The sequence below is a fragment of the Nonomuraea sp. NPDC005983 genome, assembly GCF_040614375.1.
Lineage (GTDB): Bacteria > Actinomycetota > Actinomycetes > Streptosporangiales > Streptosporangiaceae > Nonomuraea.
In genome coordinates, this window is sequence record NZ_JBEXUP010000186.1 from 1 (window position 1) to 14,811 (window position 14,811).

Sequence of the window (14,811 nt, forward strand, 5' to 3'; positions counted from 1 at the left end):
GCCGACCCCGACCTGGACGACCCCGACCTGGTGGCCACGCTGCGCGCCCAGGCCCCCGGCCGTCGCATGGTCGCGACCGGCCCCGGCTGGCACCGCCTGCGCACTCCCGACGACCTCGGCCGTCTCGACCCCGGCCTGGAAGGCTGGGAGAGCACCCGCGCCCTGCTCAGGGCACGCTGAGGACGGCGAACACGGCGCGATGGTCGGTGTGCGGCACGGTGTGCACGGAGACCTCCTTCACGCCGACCCGCTCGTCCACCAGCACGTGGTCGATCGTGATGATCGGCGGGACCCTCTTGTTGGCCGGCCAGGTCGGGACGAGCCCGGCGCCCACCGTGTCGGCCGCGTCCTTGTAGCCGCGAGCCAGCAGCCGCCGCATCGGCGCGTGGTCGAGCGTGGCGTTGAAGTCGCCCGCCAGCACCCGGACCGTCTCCTTGGACGGCGGCGGGAACGCGTCGAATGCAGCGTTCCAGTTCGCCACCTGGGGCCCCAGAGGCGGGAAGGTGTGGACGTCCAGGAACTCGATCGGCCTGCCGCCGGGCAGCGCGATCAGCGCGGCGGGCATGTGGTGCCCCACCTGCGGCATCTCGTGCTCCAGCGGCGTGAGCGGATGTCTGGAGAACAGGCCGCTGCCGGACGCGCTCCACTCGTCCTGGAGCACGCGGTGCGGCATCAGCGTCTTCAGGCCGGCGGCGTCGAGATCCGCCACCGCCCCGGGGGTGAGCTCCTGGGTGCTCAGCACGTCGGCGTCGTAGCGCTGGGCCAGGTCGACGATGGCCTGTGCGTCGGCGCGTCCGAACAGCATGTTGACGGTGAGGACGCGGAGCGGCCGGCCGGTCGTGGCCTCGGCGGAGCCGAGGGCCCTGGGCAGTACGGCGAAGCCGAACGCGGTCGTCGTGAGCAGCGCGACAGCGGTGGCGGCGCGCCTGCGTCCGGCGGCCGCCATCAGCAGGGGCACCACCGAGCTCGCGGCCGCGTACGGCGTGGCGGTCATGAGCTGGCTGGCCAGCGATCCGCGCTCCAGCCCGGTCAGCCGGGCGATGGCCCAGGCGGCGAGGGGGGTGACCGCGAGCCAGGTCAGCGTTCCGGCGATGGTGCGGCCGATGGCGCCGCGCTTCCTGGCGGGGGTCACGATTGTCCCGCCAACAGAATGGTCGGCCGAGACGTCCGCCATTTGCCCCCCTTGTGCCGGTGCGACGCAGCGGACTCTAGCCGATCACGCGTGAACCTGACGTAAGAACCGCCTGTCCGCGTGCGGCCAATCGGCGGGTGGCCTCGTCGGACAGCTCGGGGATCTCCCCGACGGGGAACCAGCGCAGGTCCAGCGACTCGTCGCTGATCACGGCCTCCGCGTCGGCGGGCGCCACGGCGGCGTACTCGACGTCGAGATGCCAGCTGTGCGGCGGATGGCACCAGACACGGTGCTTGTCCAGCGCCAGCGGGCCGGGCAACAGCTCAAGCCCGGGAATTCCGGACTCCTCGGTGGCCTCGCGCAGTGCGACGTCCGCGAGGGACAGGTCGGAGATCTCGCAGTGGCCGCCCATGGGCAGCCACATCCCGGCCTTCGGGTGCAGGGTCAGCAGAACCCGAGCTCCGTCGTGCGACAGCACCGCGGTCGTCGCCGTGAGATGCCCGGGCACGCAGCCACGCAGCATCGCGTCGTCGTGCGCCGCCAGGTGGTCGAGGAACTCCGCGCGAAGCGCCTCTTCCGCGGGAGTCGGCGCCACCCAGCCACTCAGTACGCCGACCGCGTCGCGGTGGAGGCTCAACGCTGCTCGCCCTCGCCGCCCTCGTCGCCGGGCTTGGTCTCGAACTGCGAGATGTCCCAGGCCGCCTCGCCGCGCACGAACGCCTCCGGATCGTCGAGATCGTCGGACGTCGGCATGAGGTCGGGGTGCCCCCACAGCGCGTCGCGCCCATCGACGCCGCGCGCCTCCTGCACCGCCTGCCACAGCGCCGCCGCCTCGCGCAGCCGCCGCGGGCGCAGCTCCAGCCCGACGAGCGTGCCGAACGTCAGCTCCGCGGGGCCGCCCGTCGCGCGCCGCCGCCGTACCGTCTCGGCCAGCGCGCCCGCGGACGGCAGCTTGCCCTCGGCGGCCTGGTCGACCACCGTGGCGACCCAGCCCTCGACCAGCGCGAGCATCGTCTCCAGCCGCGCCAGCGCGGCCTTCTGCCGCTCGGTCTCCTCGGGCTTGAGTAGCGCGCCGCCGCTCAGCGCCTCCTGGATCGCCTCCGGGTTGCTGATGTCGATGCTGCGAATCTGCTCTTCCAGCGCGGACGTGTCGACCGTGATGCCCCTGGCGTACTCCTCGACGGCGCCGAGCAGATGGGAGCGCAACCACGGCACGTGCTGGAACAGCCGGTGGTGGGCGGCCTCGCGCAGCGCCAGGTAGAGCCGGATCTCGTCGTTCGGCACCTCGAGGCCCTGGCTGAACGAGGCGACGCCGCCGGGCAGCAGCGCCGCCGTGTCGGACAGCGGCAGGCCGATGTCGGTGGTGCCGATCACCTCGCGGGCCAGTGAGCCGAGGGCCTGGCCGATCTGCTGGCCGACCATCATGCCGCCCATCTGCTTCAGCATGCCCATCAGCGGCCCGGCCATCTGCTGGGCCTCAGGCGGCAGCCCGGCGCCGCCGAGCGAGCCGCCCATGGTCTCGACCATGCGTTCGGCGATGGGTTCGCAAAGTTTGCGCCACACCGGGACCGTGTTCTCGATCCACTCCGACCGGCTCCACGCCTGCGGGTTCGACACGCCGCTCGGCAGCGTGGTGGCCTCGTTCAGCCACAGGTCGGCAAGCCGTAGCGCTTCCACGATCTGGCGGCGTTCGCCCTCCATGACGCTGGGATCGCCCTCGGCGACCACGGCGTGTCGGGCGATGTTCTTGGCCATGTCCCAGTTGACAGGGCCTGAACCCTGCGGCGCCGACAGCATGTCGGCGAACTGGCGCATCGCCTGAGCCATCTGCTCAGGGTTGCCGAACATGGCGAACGGGTTCTCGTTGGGGTCGTTTTCGCGACCTGGCAGGTCAGTCACCGCTCTACCTCGTGCAGGATGGAGGAGTCCACATCCGCCACGTTAGTCGTCCTACGGCGGATCAGTGCAAAGTGAGGACCTGGTGCCTACCTCGAAACGCCCGCGCCAACCCGTCGTAGCCGTCACGGGTGCCGCCTCCGGCATAGGCCGCGAGCTGCTCGCGAGGCTCGTCACCGCCGCGGATTTCCGCAGGGTGGTGGCCATCGACGAGCAGCGCGGCGACGTACAGGAAGCCACGTGGAGGGTGATCGACGTCCGAGATCCGCTCTTGGCGAACCGGATCTCGGACATCGACGTCCTGGTCCATCTCGCGGGCGACTACGCCGTCGACTCCGACCCAGCTGAGCGGCGCGCGTACAACCTGCGAGCTGCGCAGACCGTGCTCACCGCGAGCGCCGCGGCACGCGTGCGGCGTGTCGTGCTCGTCACGAGCGCGATGGTGTACGGCGCCGCGCCCGAGAACGACGTGCCCCTGCCGGAGGACTCACCCGTCGCGGCCGAGCCCGACACCGGCGTGGTCGGCGACTACCTGGAGATCGAGGCGCTGGTACGCAGGTCGCTGCGCAGCCATCCGGGTCTGGAGGTGACCGTGCTGCGTCCGGCGGCGGTCGTCGGTCCCGGCGTCGACACGGTGATCACCCGTCACTTCGAGTCGCCCAGGCTGCTCACCGTCAAGGGCTGCACGCCGCGCTGGCAGTTCTGCCACGTCGACGACCTGGTCTCGGCGCTGGAACTGGCCGCACGCGGGGTCGTCACCGGCGTCGCGGCCGTCGGCTCTGATGGCTGGCTGGAGCAGGAGCAGGTCGAGGAGCTGTCGGGCATCCGCCGCTTCGAGCTGCCGGCGGGTCTCACGTTCGGCACGGCCCAGCGCCTGCACAGGCTCGGCATCACCCCGGCGCCCGCCACAGACCTGCACTATGTCGTCTACCCGTGGGTCGTCGACTGCACGGCGCTGCGCGAGGCCGGCTGGAAGCCGGCCTGGTCGAACGAGGCCGCGCTGGAGCAGGTCCTGGAGCTCAGGGAGAACCGCACGACCGTCGTCGGCAGGCGGCTGCCGGTCAAGGAGGCGACCCTGACCGCCGCCGGCGCCACCGTCGCGGTCATCGGCACCGCGGCGATCGTCCGACAGGTACGCAAGAAGAGGCGCCTGCCGTAGGCTCGGTCCGTGGACGCCATCCGATTGCTGGGCATTCGTGACACCCCGCTCTCCGTGGACGAGGTGCTGGCCGCCGTGGGCGACCACGCCGCTGGAGGCACCACGATCTTCGTGGGCACCGTACGCGAGCAGGACCACGGCAAGCCCGTCAGCCGGTTGTCCTACTCCGCGCACCCCTCGGCGGAGGAGGCGCTGCGACAGGTGGCGGAGAAGGTGGCCACCGACTTCCCGGTCACCGCGCTGGCCGCGGTCCACCGGGTCGGTGACCTGGAGCTGGGCGACACGGCCGTGATCGTCGCGGTCGCCTGCCCGCACCGGGAAGAGGCGTTCGGAGCGTCGCGCAGGCTGATCGACGACGTCAAGTCGCAGGTCCCGATCTGGAAACACCAGGTCTTCGCCGACGGGTCGGCCGAGTGGGTCGGTGCCTGCGAATAAGCTCATCCCCATGTCACGACGCGCCCTGACCCTGCTGGTGGCGGGATTCCTCGTGCTCACGCTCGGTGTCGTGGGGGCCTTCCTCCGCGTTCCGTACGTCGTGCTCAGCCCGGGGCCGACCGAGAACACGATCGGCGAGGTCGACAAGAAGCCGGTCATCACGATCAACGGGCGGCAGACCTACCCGACCAGTGGCGAGCTGAACCTGGTCACCGTGGCCTACCAGGGCGGCCCGACCAACCGGATCGACCTGCTCACCGCGCTGCGCGGCTGGCTCGACCCGACCGTCGCGGTGGTCCCCGAGGAGACGATCTTCCCTCCGGCCCGCTCCGCGAAGGAGGTCGAGGAGGAGAACACGGTCGAGATGACCAACTCCCAGGACTACGCCACCGCCGCCGCGCTGACCGAGCTCAAGATCCCGTTCGGCACGGTGGTGGGCGTCATGTCCACGGAGAAGGGCAAGCCCGCCGACGGCAAACTGCAGAAGGGCGACGAGATCAACGCGGTCGACGGCAAGCCCGTCACCGACGTGGAGGTCGTCAGCGAAGCGGTCAAGGCGCACAAACCCGGCGACCCGGTCGTCTTCACCATCACCAGGGGCACGCAGAAGCAGGACGTCACGGTCAACACGGTTGCGGGCACCGGGAACAAGACGGTCGTCGGCGTGGTGATGCAGGCCAGGTACAAGTTCCCGTTCGACGTCGACATCAACGTGGGCGACGTGGGCGGGCCGAGCGCTGGGCTGATGTTCTCCCTCGGCATCCTCGACAAGCTCACACCCGGTCCGCTCACCGGCGGCAAGGACATCGCGGGCACGGGCACGATCACGCCCTCGGGCGAGGTCGGCGCGATCGGCGGCATCGCGCAGAAGATGGTGGGCGCGCGCAAGGCCGGTGCCACGATCTTCCTGACGCCCGCCGAGAACTGCGCGGAGGCGCTGAAAGCCGTTCCCGAGGGGTTGCGGCTGGTCAAGGCGGAGTCGCTGCACTCGGCCGTTCAGGCGCTCGACGCGCTGCGCACCGGCAAGGGTGCTGTGCCGTCGTGCGCTGCCAGCTGAAACTTCTGGGGATCGCCGTGCGTTAGCCGTATGGCTGGCCCTGCGGTGTAGGTTGCCAACCACGGACCGTTTGTTCAACACGACGAGGGGTTGGCCTTGAGCTTCCGGACCCCAGGAGCCGGCAAGGGGATGCGATTGCCCCGCCGACCGCGACTGCTTCTACCCGTCGCCATCGCCGTTGTGGCGGTTGTGGCGTTGTTCTTCCTCTTTTCGGGGATCTATACCGACTACCTGTGGTTCGACGCGGTCGACTACACGTCGGTCTTCTCCGGTGTGCTGCTGACCCAGATCGTGCTGTTCCTCATCGGAGCGGTGCTGATGGTCGGCATCGCGGGCGGCAACATGCTGCTGGCCTTCCGGATGCGGCCGATGTTCGGGCCCGCCATGTTCGGCGGCGGCAGCGGCGCCGACCGCTACCGGATGGCGCTCGATCCCCACCGCAAGCTGATCTTCATTGTCGGCATGGGCCTGCTCGCGCTGTTCGCGGGCTCCCCACTCGCCGGCCAGTGGCAGACATGGTTGCAGTTCGTGAACGGCCAGTCCTTCGGCAAGAAGGACGCCCAGTTCGGCATGGACATCTCCTTCTTCATGTTCGACTACCCGTTCATCAGGATGGTGCTGAACTTCCTGTTCACCGCCGTGATCATCTCGATCATCCTGGCGGCGATCACGCACTACCTGTACGGCGGGTTCCGCCTGCAGTCGCCCGGGCTGCACGCCTCCCGCGCGGCGCGGGTGCACCTGTCCGTCCTGCTGGGCGTCTTCGTCCTGCTGAAGGCGGTGGCGTACTGGTTCGACCGCTTCGGGCTGGTCTTCTCCGACCGGGGGTTCGTCAACGGCGCGTCCTACACGGACGTCAACGCCGTCCTGCCGGCCAAGACCATCCTCGCGATCATCGCGCTGATCTGCGCCGTGCTGTTCTTCGCCGGCGTCGTGCGGCCCGGCGGCATGCTGCCCGGCGTCTCCTTCGGCCTGCTCGTGCTCTCGGCCATCCTGATCGGCGGCGTCTACCCGGCGCTGGTCGAACAGTTCCAGGTCAAGCCGAACCAGCAGCTCAAGGAGGCCGCGTACATCGACCGCAACATCAAGGCCACCCGCGAGGCGTACAACATCGCCAACACGGAGATCACGCCTTACAGCGGCGAGGCCGACCCCAGTAAGGTCCGCACCGACGGCGACGCCTCCGTCTCCGGCGTCCGGCTGCTCGACCCCGCGCTGGTCTCCGCCACGTACGAGCAGACGCAGCGCATCCGGGGCTTCTACGGCTTCGCGCCCCAGCTCGACGTCGACCGTTACCCCGACAGCACGGGCAAACTGGTCGACCACGTCGTCGGCGTGCGTGAGCTCATGGGGCCGCCCGAGGGCCAGAACAACTGGATCAACAAGGCCCTGGTCTACACGCACGGCTACGGTTTCGTGGCCGCGCCGGGCAACGAGGTCAACTCCGGCGGCCTGCCCGACTACGACGCCAAGGACATGCCGGTCACCGGCCCGCTGGCCAGCACGACCGGGCTGAAGGAGTCGCGGATCTACTTCGGCGAGAGCCCGGCGGTCACCGACTACGTCATCGCAGGTGGAAATCCCAACAAGCCGCAGGAGCTCGACTATCCGGAAGTGGGCGGCACCGGGCAGAAGAACACCACGTACACCGGCAAGGGCGGCGTCCCGGTCGGCTCGTTCCTCAACCGGCTCGTCTTCGCGGCCAAGTACGGCGAGAAGAACATCCTGCTGTCGGGCGACATCAACGACAACTCCAAGATCCTCTATGTGCGCAACCCGCGTGAGCGGGTGGAGAAGGTCGCTCCGTTCCTGACGCTCGACGGCAACCCCTACCCGGCGGTGGTCGACGGGCGTGTCACCTGGATCCTCGACGGCTACACCACGTCCAACGACTACCCCTACTCCCAGAGCGAGAGTCTGGGCGACATGACCCGCGACACCGCGACGAACCTGCGCGCGGTCGCCCAGCAGCCACAGGACAAGATCAACTACATCCGGAACTCGGTGAAGGCGACCGTCGACGCCTACGACGGCACCGTCACCCTGTACGGCTGGGACGGCAACGACCCGATGCTGAAGACGTGGAGCAAGGTGTTCCCCGGCATCATCAGGCCGGCCTCGGAGATGAGCGCCGACCTGAAGAACCACATCCGCTACCCAGAGGACCTGTTCAAGGTGCAGCGCTTCACGCTGGCGCGGTACCACATCGAGGACGCCGCGGCCTTCTACAGCGGCCAGGACTTCTGGAACGTCCCCAACGACCCGTCGCAGGGCAACACGAACAAGCAGCCGCCCTACTACCTGACGACCACCATGCCGGGGGAGAACTCGAAGCCGACGTTCTCCCTGACGACCACGTTCGTGCCGAAGGCCGGCCCGAACCTCGCGGCGTTCATGGCGGTCGACTCGACGGCGGGCAACGACTACGGGAAGCTGCGCATCCTGCGGATGCCGTCCAACACCCCGGGCCCCGGCCAGGCGCAGAACGCCTTCCAGAGTCGCTTCGCCGGTGAGCTGAACCTGCTGGGCGTCGGCGCCTCCTCGGTCCGGTACGGCAACCTGCTGACACTGCCGTACGCGGGCGGGCTGGTGTACATCGAACCGGTCTACATCCAGGTCGCGCAGGGAGGCGGCCAGGAGCCGTACCCGATCCTGCAGCGGGTGCTGGTCTCGTTCGGCAGCAAGATCGGTGTCGACAGAACCCTCGACGGCGCCCTCAAGCAGGTCTTCGGCGCCGGGCAGGAGACCGCCGAGACCCCGCCGCAGACCCAGCCCAACACCAACTCCGCCCTGCAGTCGGCCATCTCCGCGGCCGAACAGGCCTACAAGGACGCCCAGAAGGCCCTGCAGTCCAGCCCGCCGAACTGGGACGAGTACGGCAAGGCCCAGAAGCGCCTGGAGGAGGCCCTGAAGTCCCTCCAGAACCTGGGGGCCCGCCCGGCGCCCACGTCCACCCCCTCGGCCTCGCCGACGCCCTCTGCCTCTGCCACTGCCACGACCACGGACACGTCCACGGTTACCAGCAGCCCGACACCATCGGGCGGCACGTAGATCGTTGATTTGCGTAAGCCCCGTGTCGCCGATAGTCTTTAGACACACACCGACGCGGGGTGGAGCAGTTCGGTAGCTCGCTGGGCTCATAACCCAGAGGTCGCAGGTTCAAATCCTGCCCCCGCTACCAAGAGGGAACGCCCTCCGAGAATCTCTCGGAGGGCGTTTTCGTTTGTCCGCGCTGACGCCAGGGTGCCGCTTCTGCCGATGACGGCGCATCCATCAGTGACACCGCAGATCCCAACCGGGGTGGTGGGGGCCGTCGAAGAACTCGACGACGACGTCCTTGTAGCCTGCGCGCCAAGATCCGCCCGGACTGACGTAGGCGCGGCCGGCGAGCTTGCCGCCCTCGACGCCCTGGATCGCGGCGGACTCGTAGTATCGCGCGATCTCGTCATCGGGAAGCTTGGTGATCAGTGAAAGGCGAACCAGGTAGTCGCAATGGTTGCTGCTGCCTGATTGGAGGCCGACAACACCTTGCGCTGAACGGCCCGAGCGCCCCTTTGGCGGAGGGTTACGCCCTTACGTACACCAGCAGATACCGCCAGAACAGCAGCCGCCTGATCCGCGCTCCGGGCAGCAGGTCCGCCGCCTCGTGCCTGACCTCGTCCAGCGTCATCGCGGCCCTCGCGACGGGCGCCGTGACGGGAGGCCCCGGGCGGTGGCTCAGCGCCAGCCTGGCGGCGGCGTTCACGGGGATGGCGGCCAGGCTGACCAGGTAGTCGGAGGGCGCGCTCTCGCGGTAGCACCCCAGCACCGCGAGCACGCCGCCAGGGGCCAGCGACCGGCGCAGCCGGCTCACCGTCCCGAACGGGACGTGATGCAGGCTCGCCAGGCACGAGATGTAGTCGTAGTGCCCGAGCGGCAGCTCCATCGCCGTCACGTCGCCCTGGACGAACCGCACTCCGTCGCGCCGCGCGGCCTCGATCACCGCCGCGTCCGGGTCCACCGCGTCGACCTCCAGGCCGCGCGCGGCGAGCCTGCCCGCGAACCGGCCCGTGCCACAGCCCACGTCGAGCGCGCGCCCGGCGCCAGGGGGCACCTGCCTGAGCAGCAGCCTGTGGTAGTAGTCGTTGTGGTTGAAGGTCATGATCGCAGTATGGCTTGAACCGTGACAGCAACGCCTGATTACATCATTACGTGACTGATGACAAAGTACCGTCCCTGTTCGAGTGGGCAGGCGGCGCGCAGGCGTTCGAGCAACTGACCGAAGTGTTCTACCAGAACGTCGTCAAGGACGACCTGATCGGGCCGCTGTTCGCGCACATGGACCCGGCGCATCCGCGATACGTGGCGATGTGGCTGAGCGAGGTGTTCGGCGGGCCCGACCGCTACACCAAGGAACGCGGCGGCTACCCGCACATGCTCTCCCAGCATCTCGGCAAGGGCATCACCGAGCCACAGCGCCGCAGATGGGTGAACCTGCTCATGGACGCGGCCGACGAGGTGGGCCTGCCCGGCGACCCAGAGTTCCGGGCCGCCTTCGCCGGCTACATCGAGTGGGGCACCCGGCTCGCGGTGCACAACTCGCAGCCGGGCGCCACACCGCCGGCCAAGGCCCCGGTGCCGCACTGGGGATGGGGCGTAGCCCCGCCATACCAGCCGTAACCTGGACACATGCAGGGACGCGACAGGACTCCGCGCGGGCGCCTGCGGATCTACCTGGGCGCGGCCCCAGGCGTGGGAAAGACGTACGCCATGCTGAGCGAGGCGCGCCGCGCCAGGGAACGCGGCAGGGACGTGGTCGTGGGGTTCGTCGAGACCCACGACCGCCTCCGCACCGCGGAACTGCTCGACGGCCTGGAAGTGATCCCGCGCAGGACCCACCACCACCGGGGAGCGACCTTCAGCGAGCTCGACACCGACGCCGTGATCGCCCGCAAACCCAGGATCGCCCTCGTGGACGAGTACGCGCACACCAACGTCCCCGGCTCGCGCAACCCCAAGCGCTGGCAGGACGTCGAAGCGATCCTGGACGCGGGCATCGACGTCATCTCGACCGTCAACATCCAGCACCTGGAGTCGCTGAACGACGTGGTCGAGCAGATCACCGGAGTCGCGCAGCGCGAGACCGTCCCCGACGACCTGGTCAGGCGCGCGGCCCAGATCGAGCTGGTCGACATGTCGCCCGAGGCCCTGCTCAGGCGGATGGCGCACGGCAACGTCTACGCCCCCGAGCAGGTCGACGCGGCCATGGCCAACTACTTCCGCGTCGGCAACCTGACCGCGCTGCGCGAGCTGGCCCTGCTCTGGCTCGCCGGCAAGGTCGACGAGCAGCTCGACCGCTACCGCGCAGACCACGGCATCGCGGGCACCTGGGAGGCCAGGGAGCGCGTCGTGGTCGCCCTGGCCGGCGGGGCGGAAGGTGACACGCTGGTGCGCAGGGCGGCCCGAATCGCCGCCCGCTCCAAGGGCGCGGACCTGTTGGCCGTCCACGTCACCAGGTCCGACGGGCCGACGTCGGGCAGCGACCCGGCCAGCCTGGCCCGCCAGCGGACCCTGGTCGAGAGCCTCGGCGGCACCTACCACCAGGTCGTCGGCGACGACGTCCCACGCGCCCTGCTCGACTTCGCCCGCGGCGTGAACGCCACCCAGCTCGTGCTCGGCGCGTCCCGGAGAGGACGTCTCGCGCAGATCGTGACACGCGGGGTGGGCATGACGACGACCGCCAGGTCCGGCTCGATCGACGTCCACCTGGTGCCTCACGAGGCCACGTCCGGACGCGCCGCGTACCGATCGAGGGCCGCGCTCACCCGCACCCGGCGGATCAGCGGCTGGGCGATGGCACTGGTCGCGATGCCCGCGCTGACGGCGGCCATGCTGCCTTTCAGTTTCACGCTGCCGAGCGAGATCCTGCTGTTCCTGCTGCTGGTCGTGGGCGTGGCCCTGGTGGGCGGGATGTGGCCCGCCCTGACCGCCGCCGTCCTCGGCTTCGGGCTGCTCAACTGGTTCTTCACGCCGCCCCTGCACACGCTGACGATCTCCGCGCCGGAGAACCTGCTCGCGTTGCTCATCTTCGTCCTGGTGGCGGCCATGGTGAGCACGGTCGTCGACCTGGCGGCCCGGCGCAGCAGGGAGGCCGCCAGGTCGCGCGCCGACGCCGAGGTGCTGTCCACGCTGGCAGGCCACGTGCTGCGCGGCGATTCGGCGCTCACGTCGCTGATGGCCAGGCTCATGGAGGTGTACGGGCTGAGCGCCGTCACGCTGCTCGAACGCGACGGGGAGTCGTGGCGGGTGGTGGCCCTCGCGGGCGGGCCGCCGTCCACCTCACCCGGCAGAGCCGACACAGACGTGGCCGTGGGCGACGATCTGGTGCTGGCGGTACGCGGACGGCTGCTGGACGCCGCCGACCGGCAGGTGCTGGAGGCGTTCGCCGCCGAGGCGGCGGTGGCGCTGCGCCAGCAACGACTGCGCGAGCAGGCCGAGCAGGCCAAGCCGCTGGCCGAGGCCGACAGGATGCGCACCGCGCTGCTCGCCGCCGTCAGCCACGATCTGCGCACGCCCCTCGCGTCCGCGAAGGCCGCGGTCGAGAGCCTGCGCAACACCGAGATCGACTGGACGCCCGGCGACCGCAAGGAACTGCTCGCCACGGCCGACGAGTCGCTGGTCAAGCTGGACCGGCTGGTGTCGAACCTGCTCGACATGAGCCGCCTGCAGGCAGGCGCGCTCGGCGTCACCCTGGTACCCATCGCGGTCGAGGACATCGTCCCCCGCGCCATCGACGACCTCGGCCCGCTGCGCGACCGCGTGAAGGGAGATGTCCGAGGCTCGCTGCCGGAGGTCGTGGCCGATCCCGCGCTCCTGGAGCGGGTGCTGGTCAACCTGATGGCGAACGCCGTCCGCTACAGCCCCGGCGAGGAGCCCGTCGTGGTCACGGGGAGCTGGCACGGCGACCACGTCGAGATCCGCGTGATCGACCGGGGGCCCGGGATCCCGCCGGAGGCGTATGAGAAGGTGTTCATGCCCTTCCAGCGGCTCGGCGACCGCGACAACCACACCGGCGTGGGCCTCGGGCTGGCGCTCTCGCGTGGCCTGACCGAGGCGATGGGTGGCACGCTCACGCCTGCGGAGACGCCGGGAGGAGGCCTGACCATGACAGTCTCGCTGCGGAGAGTCCCGTGACCCGGGTGCTCGTCGTCGACGACGAGCCCCAGATCCTGCGCGCTCTGCGGATCAACCTGGTGGCCAGGCAGTACGAGGTGGCGGTCGCCGCCGACGGCACCGCGGCGCTCCGCGAGGCCGCCGACTGGCATCCCGACCTGGTGATCCTCGATCTGGGCCTGCCGGACCTCGATGGCGTGGAGGTCATACACGGACTGCGCGGCTGGACCGAGGTGCCGATCATCGTCCTGTCGGGACGCGCGGGCAGCGACGACAAGGTGGAGGCGCTCGACGCCGGCGCCGACGACTACGTGACCAAGCCCTTCGGCATCGACGAGCTGCTCGCCCGCATCCGCGCCGTCACCCGCCGGACGAACGCCTCAGACGAGCCGTCGTCGGTGCGGCTGGGCGATCACATGATTGACCTCGCGAACAAGACGATCTCCGGCGAGGTACGCCTCACTCCCACGGAGTGGCACTTTCTCGAACTCCTGGTACGCAACCCGGGCAAGCTAATCAGCCAGCGGCAACTGCTCACCGAGGTGTGGGGCGCCTCCTACCTGAAGGAGACCCACTACCTGCGGCAGTACATGGCCCAGCTCCGCCGGAAGCTGGAGCGGGACCCGGCCCACCCGGTGCACCTGCTCACCGAGCCGGGGATGGGGTACCGGTTCCAACCGTGACTCAGGCGTCCTCGAAGCAGTAGGACGTGGACTCTTCCAGGGGGTCGGCGACCGCGTCGGACTCGCGTCCGTCCTCTTCGCGGACCCACTGCGAGATGCTTCGGCCCGCCTCGTCGTCGATCTCGTCGATGCGGTGACGCTGGGGAAACCTGTCCTGGTACATGGCGCAGGACGAGAGCTGTACGTCGTCGCCCAGGTCGTGACCGATGTCGTACGGTTGCTCGCTCATGGAACTCACGCCTTACCGATCATCGAGGCGGCCTTCCGAACGGCCCAGGCGGCCAGAAGGAGCCCGATGACCGCCTGCGCGACGCGCATCCAGGGATCGGACGTGTGATCGGCGAACACCACGATGCCCAGCCACATCAGGCCGAATGTCCCAACTAGGACGATTGCCGCCCAATTCAACCCCTGTCGCCACATATGCGAAGTCTTACAGTCGTCACGCCAAATCCGGGTATGTGCAGGGTCGTCATCGGGTTACAGGGTTTCGCAGGTCGTGTGCTCTGCGGTTCGGCGGGTCAGCGGGGGAGGGTGCGCCCCGTGCCGACGCAGCCCCGCATGCGAGCGCGCCTGGGTCGCGGCGGTGGAGCCTGCTCCAGGCAGGCCAGGAGAGCCGCCGCGGTCCGCGCGTCCGAGAGGATGCGCGTCACCGCCTCGTCGTCCTGGGGGAGTTGGCCCCGCTCGGCCAGTTCGTGTCTGACGAAGGCCAGCGGGTCGGGGGCGCCGGCCATGTCGGCGGCGACCGTCGCCCTGGCGGCGGTGAGCAGGCGCAGGTAGTGCGTCCGCAGGATGGCTTCTCGCATGCGCGCGTGTTCGAGGTCGTCGATCAACGTGCGGGCGACTCGCAGCAGGTCTCCAGCGTGAGTCGTCCCGTCGGCGAGGTGGGCGCGGATGTCGTCGAACTCCGAGCGGGTCATTGCAGACACCTCCGAGTGCGCAGTCTGCTCGTACGTACTACCTATCTAGAGCGGATTGCGGATGACTTGACACGTGCTTGCCGCGTTCGGCCGGAGCTCGACAGGTTTGGGAGCTTCGTGGGGAGGGAAGGACCTAGTGATTACCTGTGTGGCGCGAAGTGGGTCCCGGTGACTGCTAGAGTTGCCCGAGCAGGGCGGCAGGAGGCTCCAAGAGTCTCGCAGATGCCCGGCACATCCCACTTCTTCTGGTTCGTCCGGATGGTTCGCAGCTGTCCGGATGTGCTGGTAAGTTAGAGGGGTTGCCCCGGAGACGGGGTGGGTCTGAAATTCCGAAAGCGCCGAATTTGACAGAAAATACGGTCGCTGAAAGAATAAAG

The 14,811-nt window shown here is 69.4% G+C and carries 14 protein-coding genes, 1 tRNA gene and 1 pseudogene; 9 read left to right on the forward strand and 7 right to left on the reverse strand.

What is annotated here, in order from left to right; all coding sequences use genetic code 11:
• Positions 1-180: pseudogene (locus ABZ297_RS42435) on the forward strand (hypothetical protein); the annotation flags it as partial.
• Here ABZ297_RS42435 and ABZ297_RS42440 read toward each other — a convergent pair.
• From ABZ297_RS42440 to ABZ297_RS42450, 3 genes are read right to left on the reverse strand one after another with little or no spacing between them, the layout of a single operon-like run.
• The gene (locus ABZ297_RS42440) at positions 167-1,174 is read right to left on the reverse strand and encodes an endonuclease/exonuclease/phosphatase family protein (RefSeq protein WP_355358746.1); all 1,008 of its coding nucleotides are present in this window, start codon (positions 1,172-1,174) and stop codon (positions 167-169) included. The pseudogene ABZ297_RS42435 and the gene ABZ297_RS42440 sit on opposite strands and share 14 nt — an antisense overlap.
• Positions 1,175-1,208: 34 nt before the next feature.
• Positions 1,209-1,769 (reverse strand): NUDIX domain-containing protein, encoded by a 561-nt coding sequence (locus ABZ297_RS42445; RefSeq protein WP_355358749.1) that lies wholly within the window; start codon positions 1,767-1,769, stop codon positions 1,209-1,211.
• Complete coding sequence (locus ABZ297_RS42450; protein ID WP_355358779.1) at positions 1,766-2,980, reverse strand: zinc-dependent metalloprotease; 1,215 nt, start codon at positions 2,978-2,980, stop codon at positions 1,766-1,768. The genes ABZ297_RS42445 and ABZ297_RS42450 overlap by 4 nt, the downstream gene beginning before the upstream one ends.
• A 130-nt stretch (positions 2,981-3,110) precedes the next feature.
• On the opposite strand from ABZ297_RS42450, the gene ABZ297_RS42455 reads away from it, so the two are divergent.
• The 5 genes from ABZ297_RS42455 (at position 3,111) to ABZ297_RS42475 (ending at position 8,860) form a co-directional block, all read left to right on the forward strand.
• Positions 3,111-4,187, forward strand: a complete 1,077-nt coding sequence (locus tag ABZ297_RS42455; RefSeq protein ID WP_355358782.1) for an NAD-dependent epimerase/dehydratase family protein — start codon at positions 3,111-3,113, stop codon at positions 4,185-4,187.
• A 9-nt stretch (positions 4,188-4,196) separates the two neighbouring features.
• Positions 4,197-4,622 (forward strand): molybdenum cofactor biosynthesis protein MoaE, encoded by a 426-nt coding sequence (locus tag ABZ297_RS42460; RefSeq protein ID WP_355358752.1) that lies wholly within the window; start codon positions 4,197-4,199, stop codon positions 4,620-4,622.
• 10 nt (positions 4,623-4,632) lie between these two features.
• Positions 4,633-5,679, forward strand: coding sequence for a PDZ domain-containing protein (locus ABZ297_RS42465; RefSeq protein ID WP_355358755.1), 1,047 nt, complete (start codon positions 4,633-4,635; stop codon positions 5,677-5,679).
• 129 nt (positions 5,680-5,808) lie between these two features.
• The gene (locus ABZ297_RS42470; RefSeq protein ID WP_355358758.1) at positions 5,809-8,730 is read left to right on the forward strand and encodes a UPF0182 family protein; all 2,922 of its coding nucleotides are present in this window, start codon (positions 5,809-5,811) and stop codon (positions 8,728-8,730) included.
• A 53-nt stretch (positions 8,731-8,783) separates the two neighbouring features.
• Positions 8,784-8,860, forward strand: a tRNA-Met gene (locus tag ABZ297_RS42475).
• A 384-nt stretch (positions 8,861-9,244) separates the two neighbouring features.
• Here ABZ297_RS42475 and ABZ297_RS42480 read toward each other — a convergent pair.
• A complete protein-coding gene (locus tag ABZ297_RS42480; RefSeq protein WP_355358761.1) occupies positions 9,245-9,820 on the reverse strand; it encodes a class I SAM-dependent methyltransferase in 576 nt (191 codons plus the stop codon).
• 50 nt (positions 9,821-9,870) lie between these two features.
• On the opposite strand from ABZ297_RS42480, the gene ABZ297_RS42485 reads away from it, so the two are divergent.
• The 3 genes from ABZ297_RS42485 to ABZ297_RS42495 are packed head-to-tail and all read left to right on the forward strand — an operon-like array spanning position 9,871 to position 13,514.
• Positions 9,871-10,338: a group II truncated hemoglobin gene (locus ABZ297_RS42485; RefSeq protein WP_355358764.1), complete on the forward strand. Its 468-nt coding sequence runs from the start codon at positions 9,871-9,873 to the stop codon at positions 10,336-10,338.
• A gap of 9 nt (positions 10,339-10,347) precedes the next feature.
• Positions 10,348-12,852 (forward strand): DUF4118 domain-containing protein, encoded by a 2,505-nt coding sequence (locus ABZ297_RS42490; protein ID WP_355358767.1) that lies wholly within the window; start codon positions 10,348-10,350, stop codon positions 12,850-12,852.
• The gene (locus ABZ297_RS42495) at positions 12,849-13,514 is read left to right on the forward strand and encodes a response regulator (protein WP_355358770.1); all 666 of its coding nucleotides are present in this window, start codon (positions 12,849-12,851) and stop codon (positions 13,512-13,514) included. Before ABZ297_RS42490 ends, ABZ297_RS42495 begins: the two co-directional genes overlap by 4 nt.
• 1 nt (position 13,515) lies before the next feature.
• Here the strand turns inward: ABZ297_RS42495 and ABZ297_RS42500 are convergent, their stop codons facing one another.
• From ABZ297_RS42500 to ABZ297_RS42510, 3 genes are all read right to left on the reverse strand, one after another.
• Positions 13,516-13,743, reverse strand: a complete 228-nt coding sequence (locus ABZ297_RS42500) for a hypothetical protein (protein ID WP_355358773.1) — start codon at positions 13,741-13,743, stop codon at positions 13,516-13,518.
• Positions 13,744-13,748: 5 nt separating this feature from the next.
• Positions 13,749-13,880, reverse strand: a complete 132-nt coding sequence (locus ABZ297_RS42505) for a hypothetical protein (RefSeq protein WP_350811264.1) — start codon at positions 13,878-13,880, stop codon at positions 13,749-13,751.
• Between the two features lie 155 nt (positions 13,881-14,035).
• A complete protein-coding gene (locus tag ABZ297_RS42510; RefSeq protein WP_355358776.1) occupies positions 14,036-14,434 on the reverse strand; it encodes a hypothetical protein in 399 nt (132 codons plus the stop codon).
• Between the last annotated feature and the right edge of the window lie 377 nt (positions 14,435-14,811).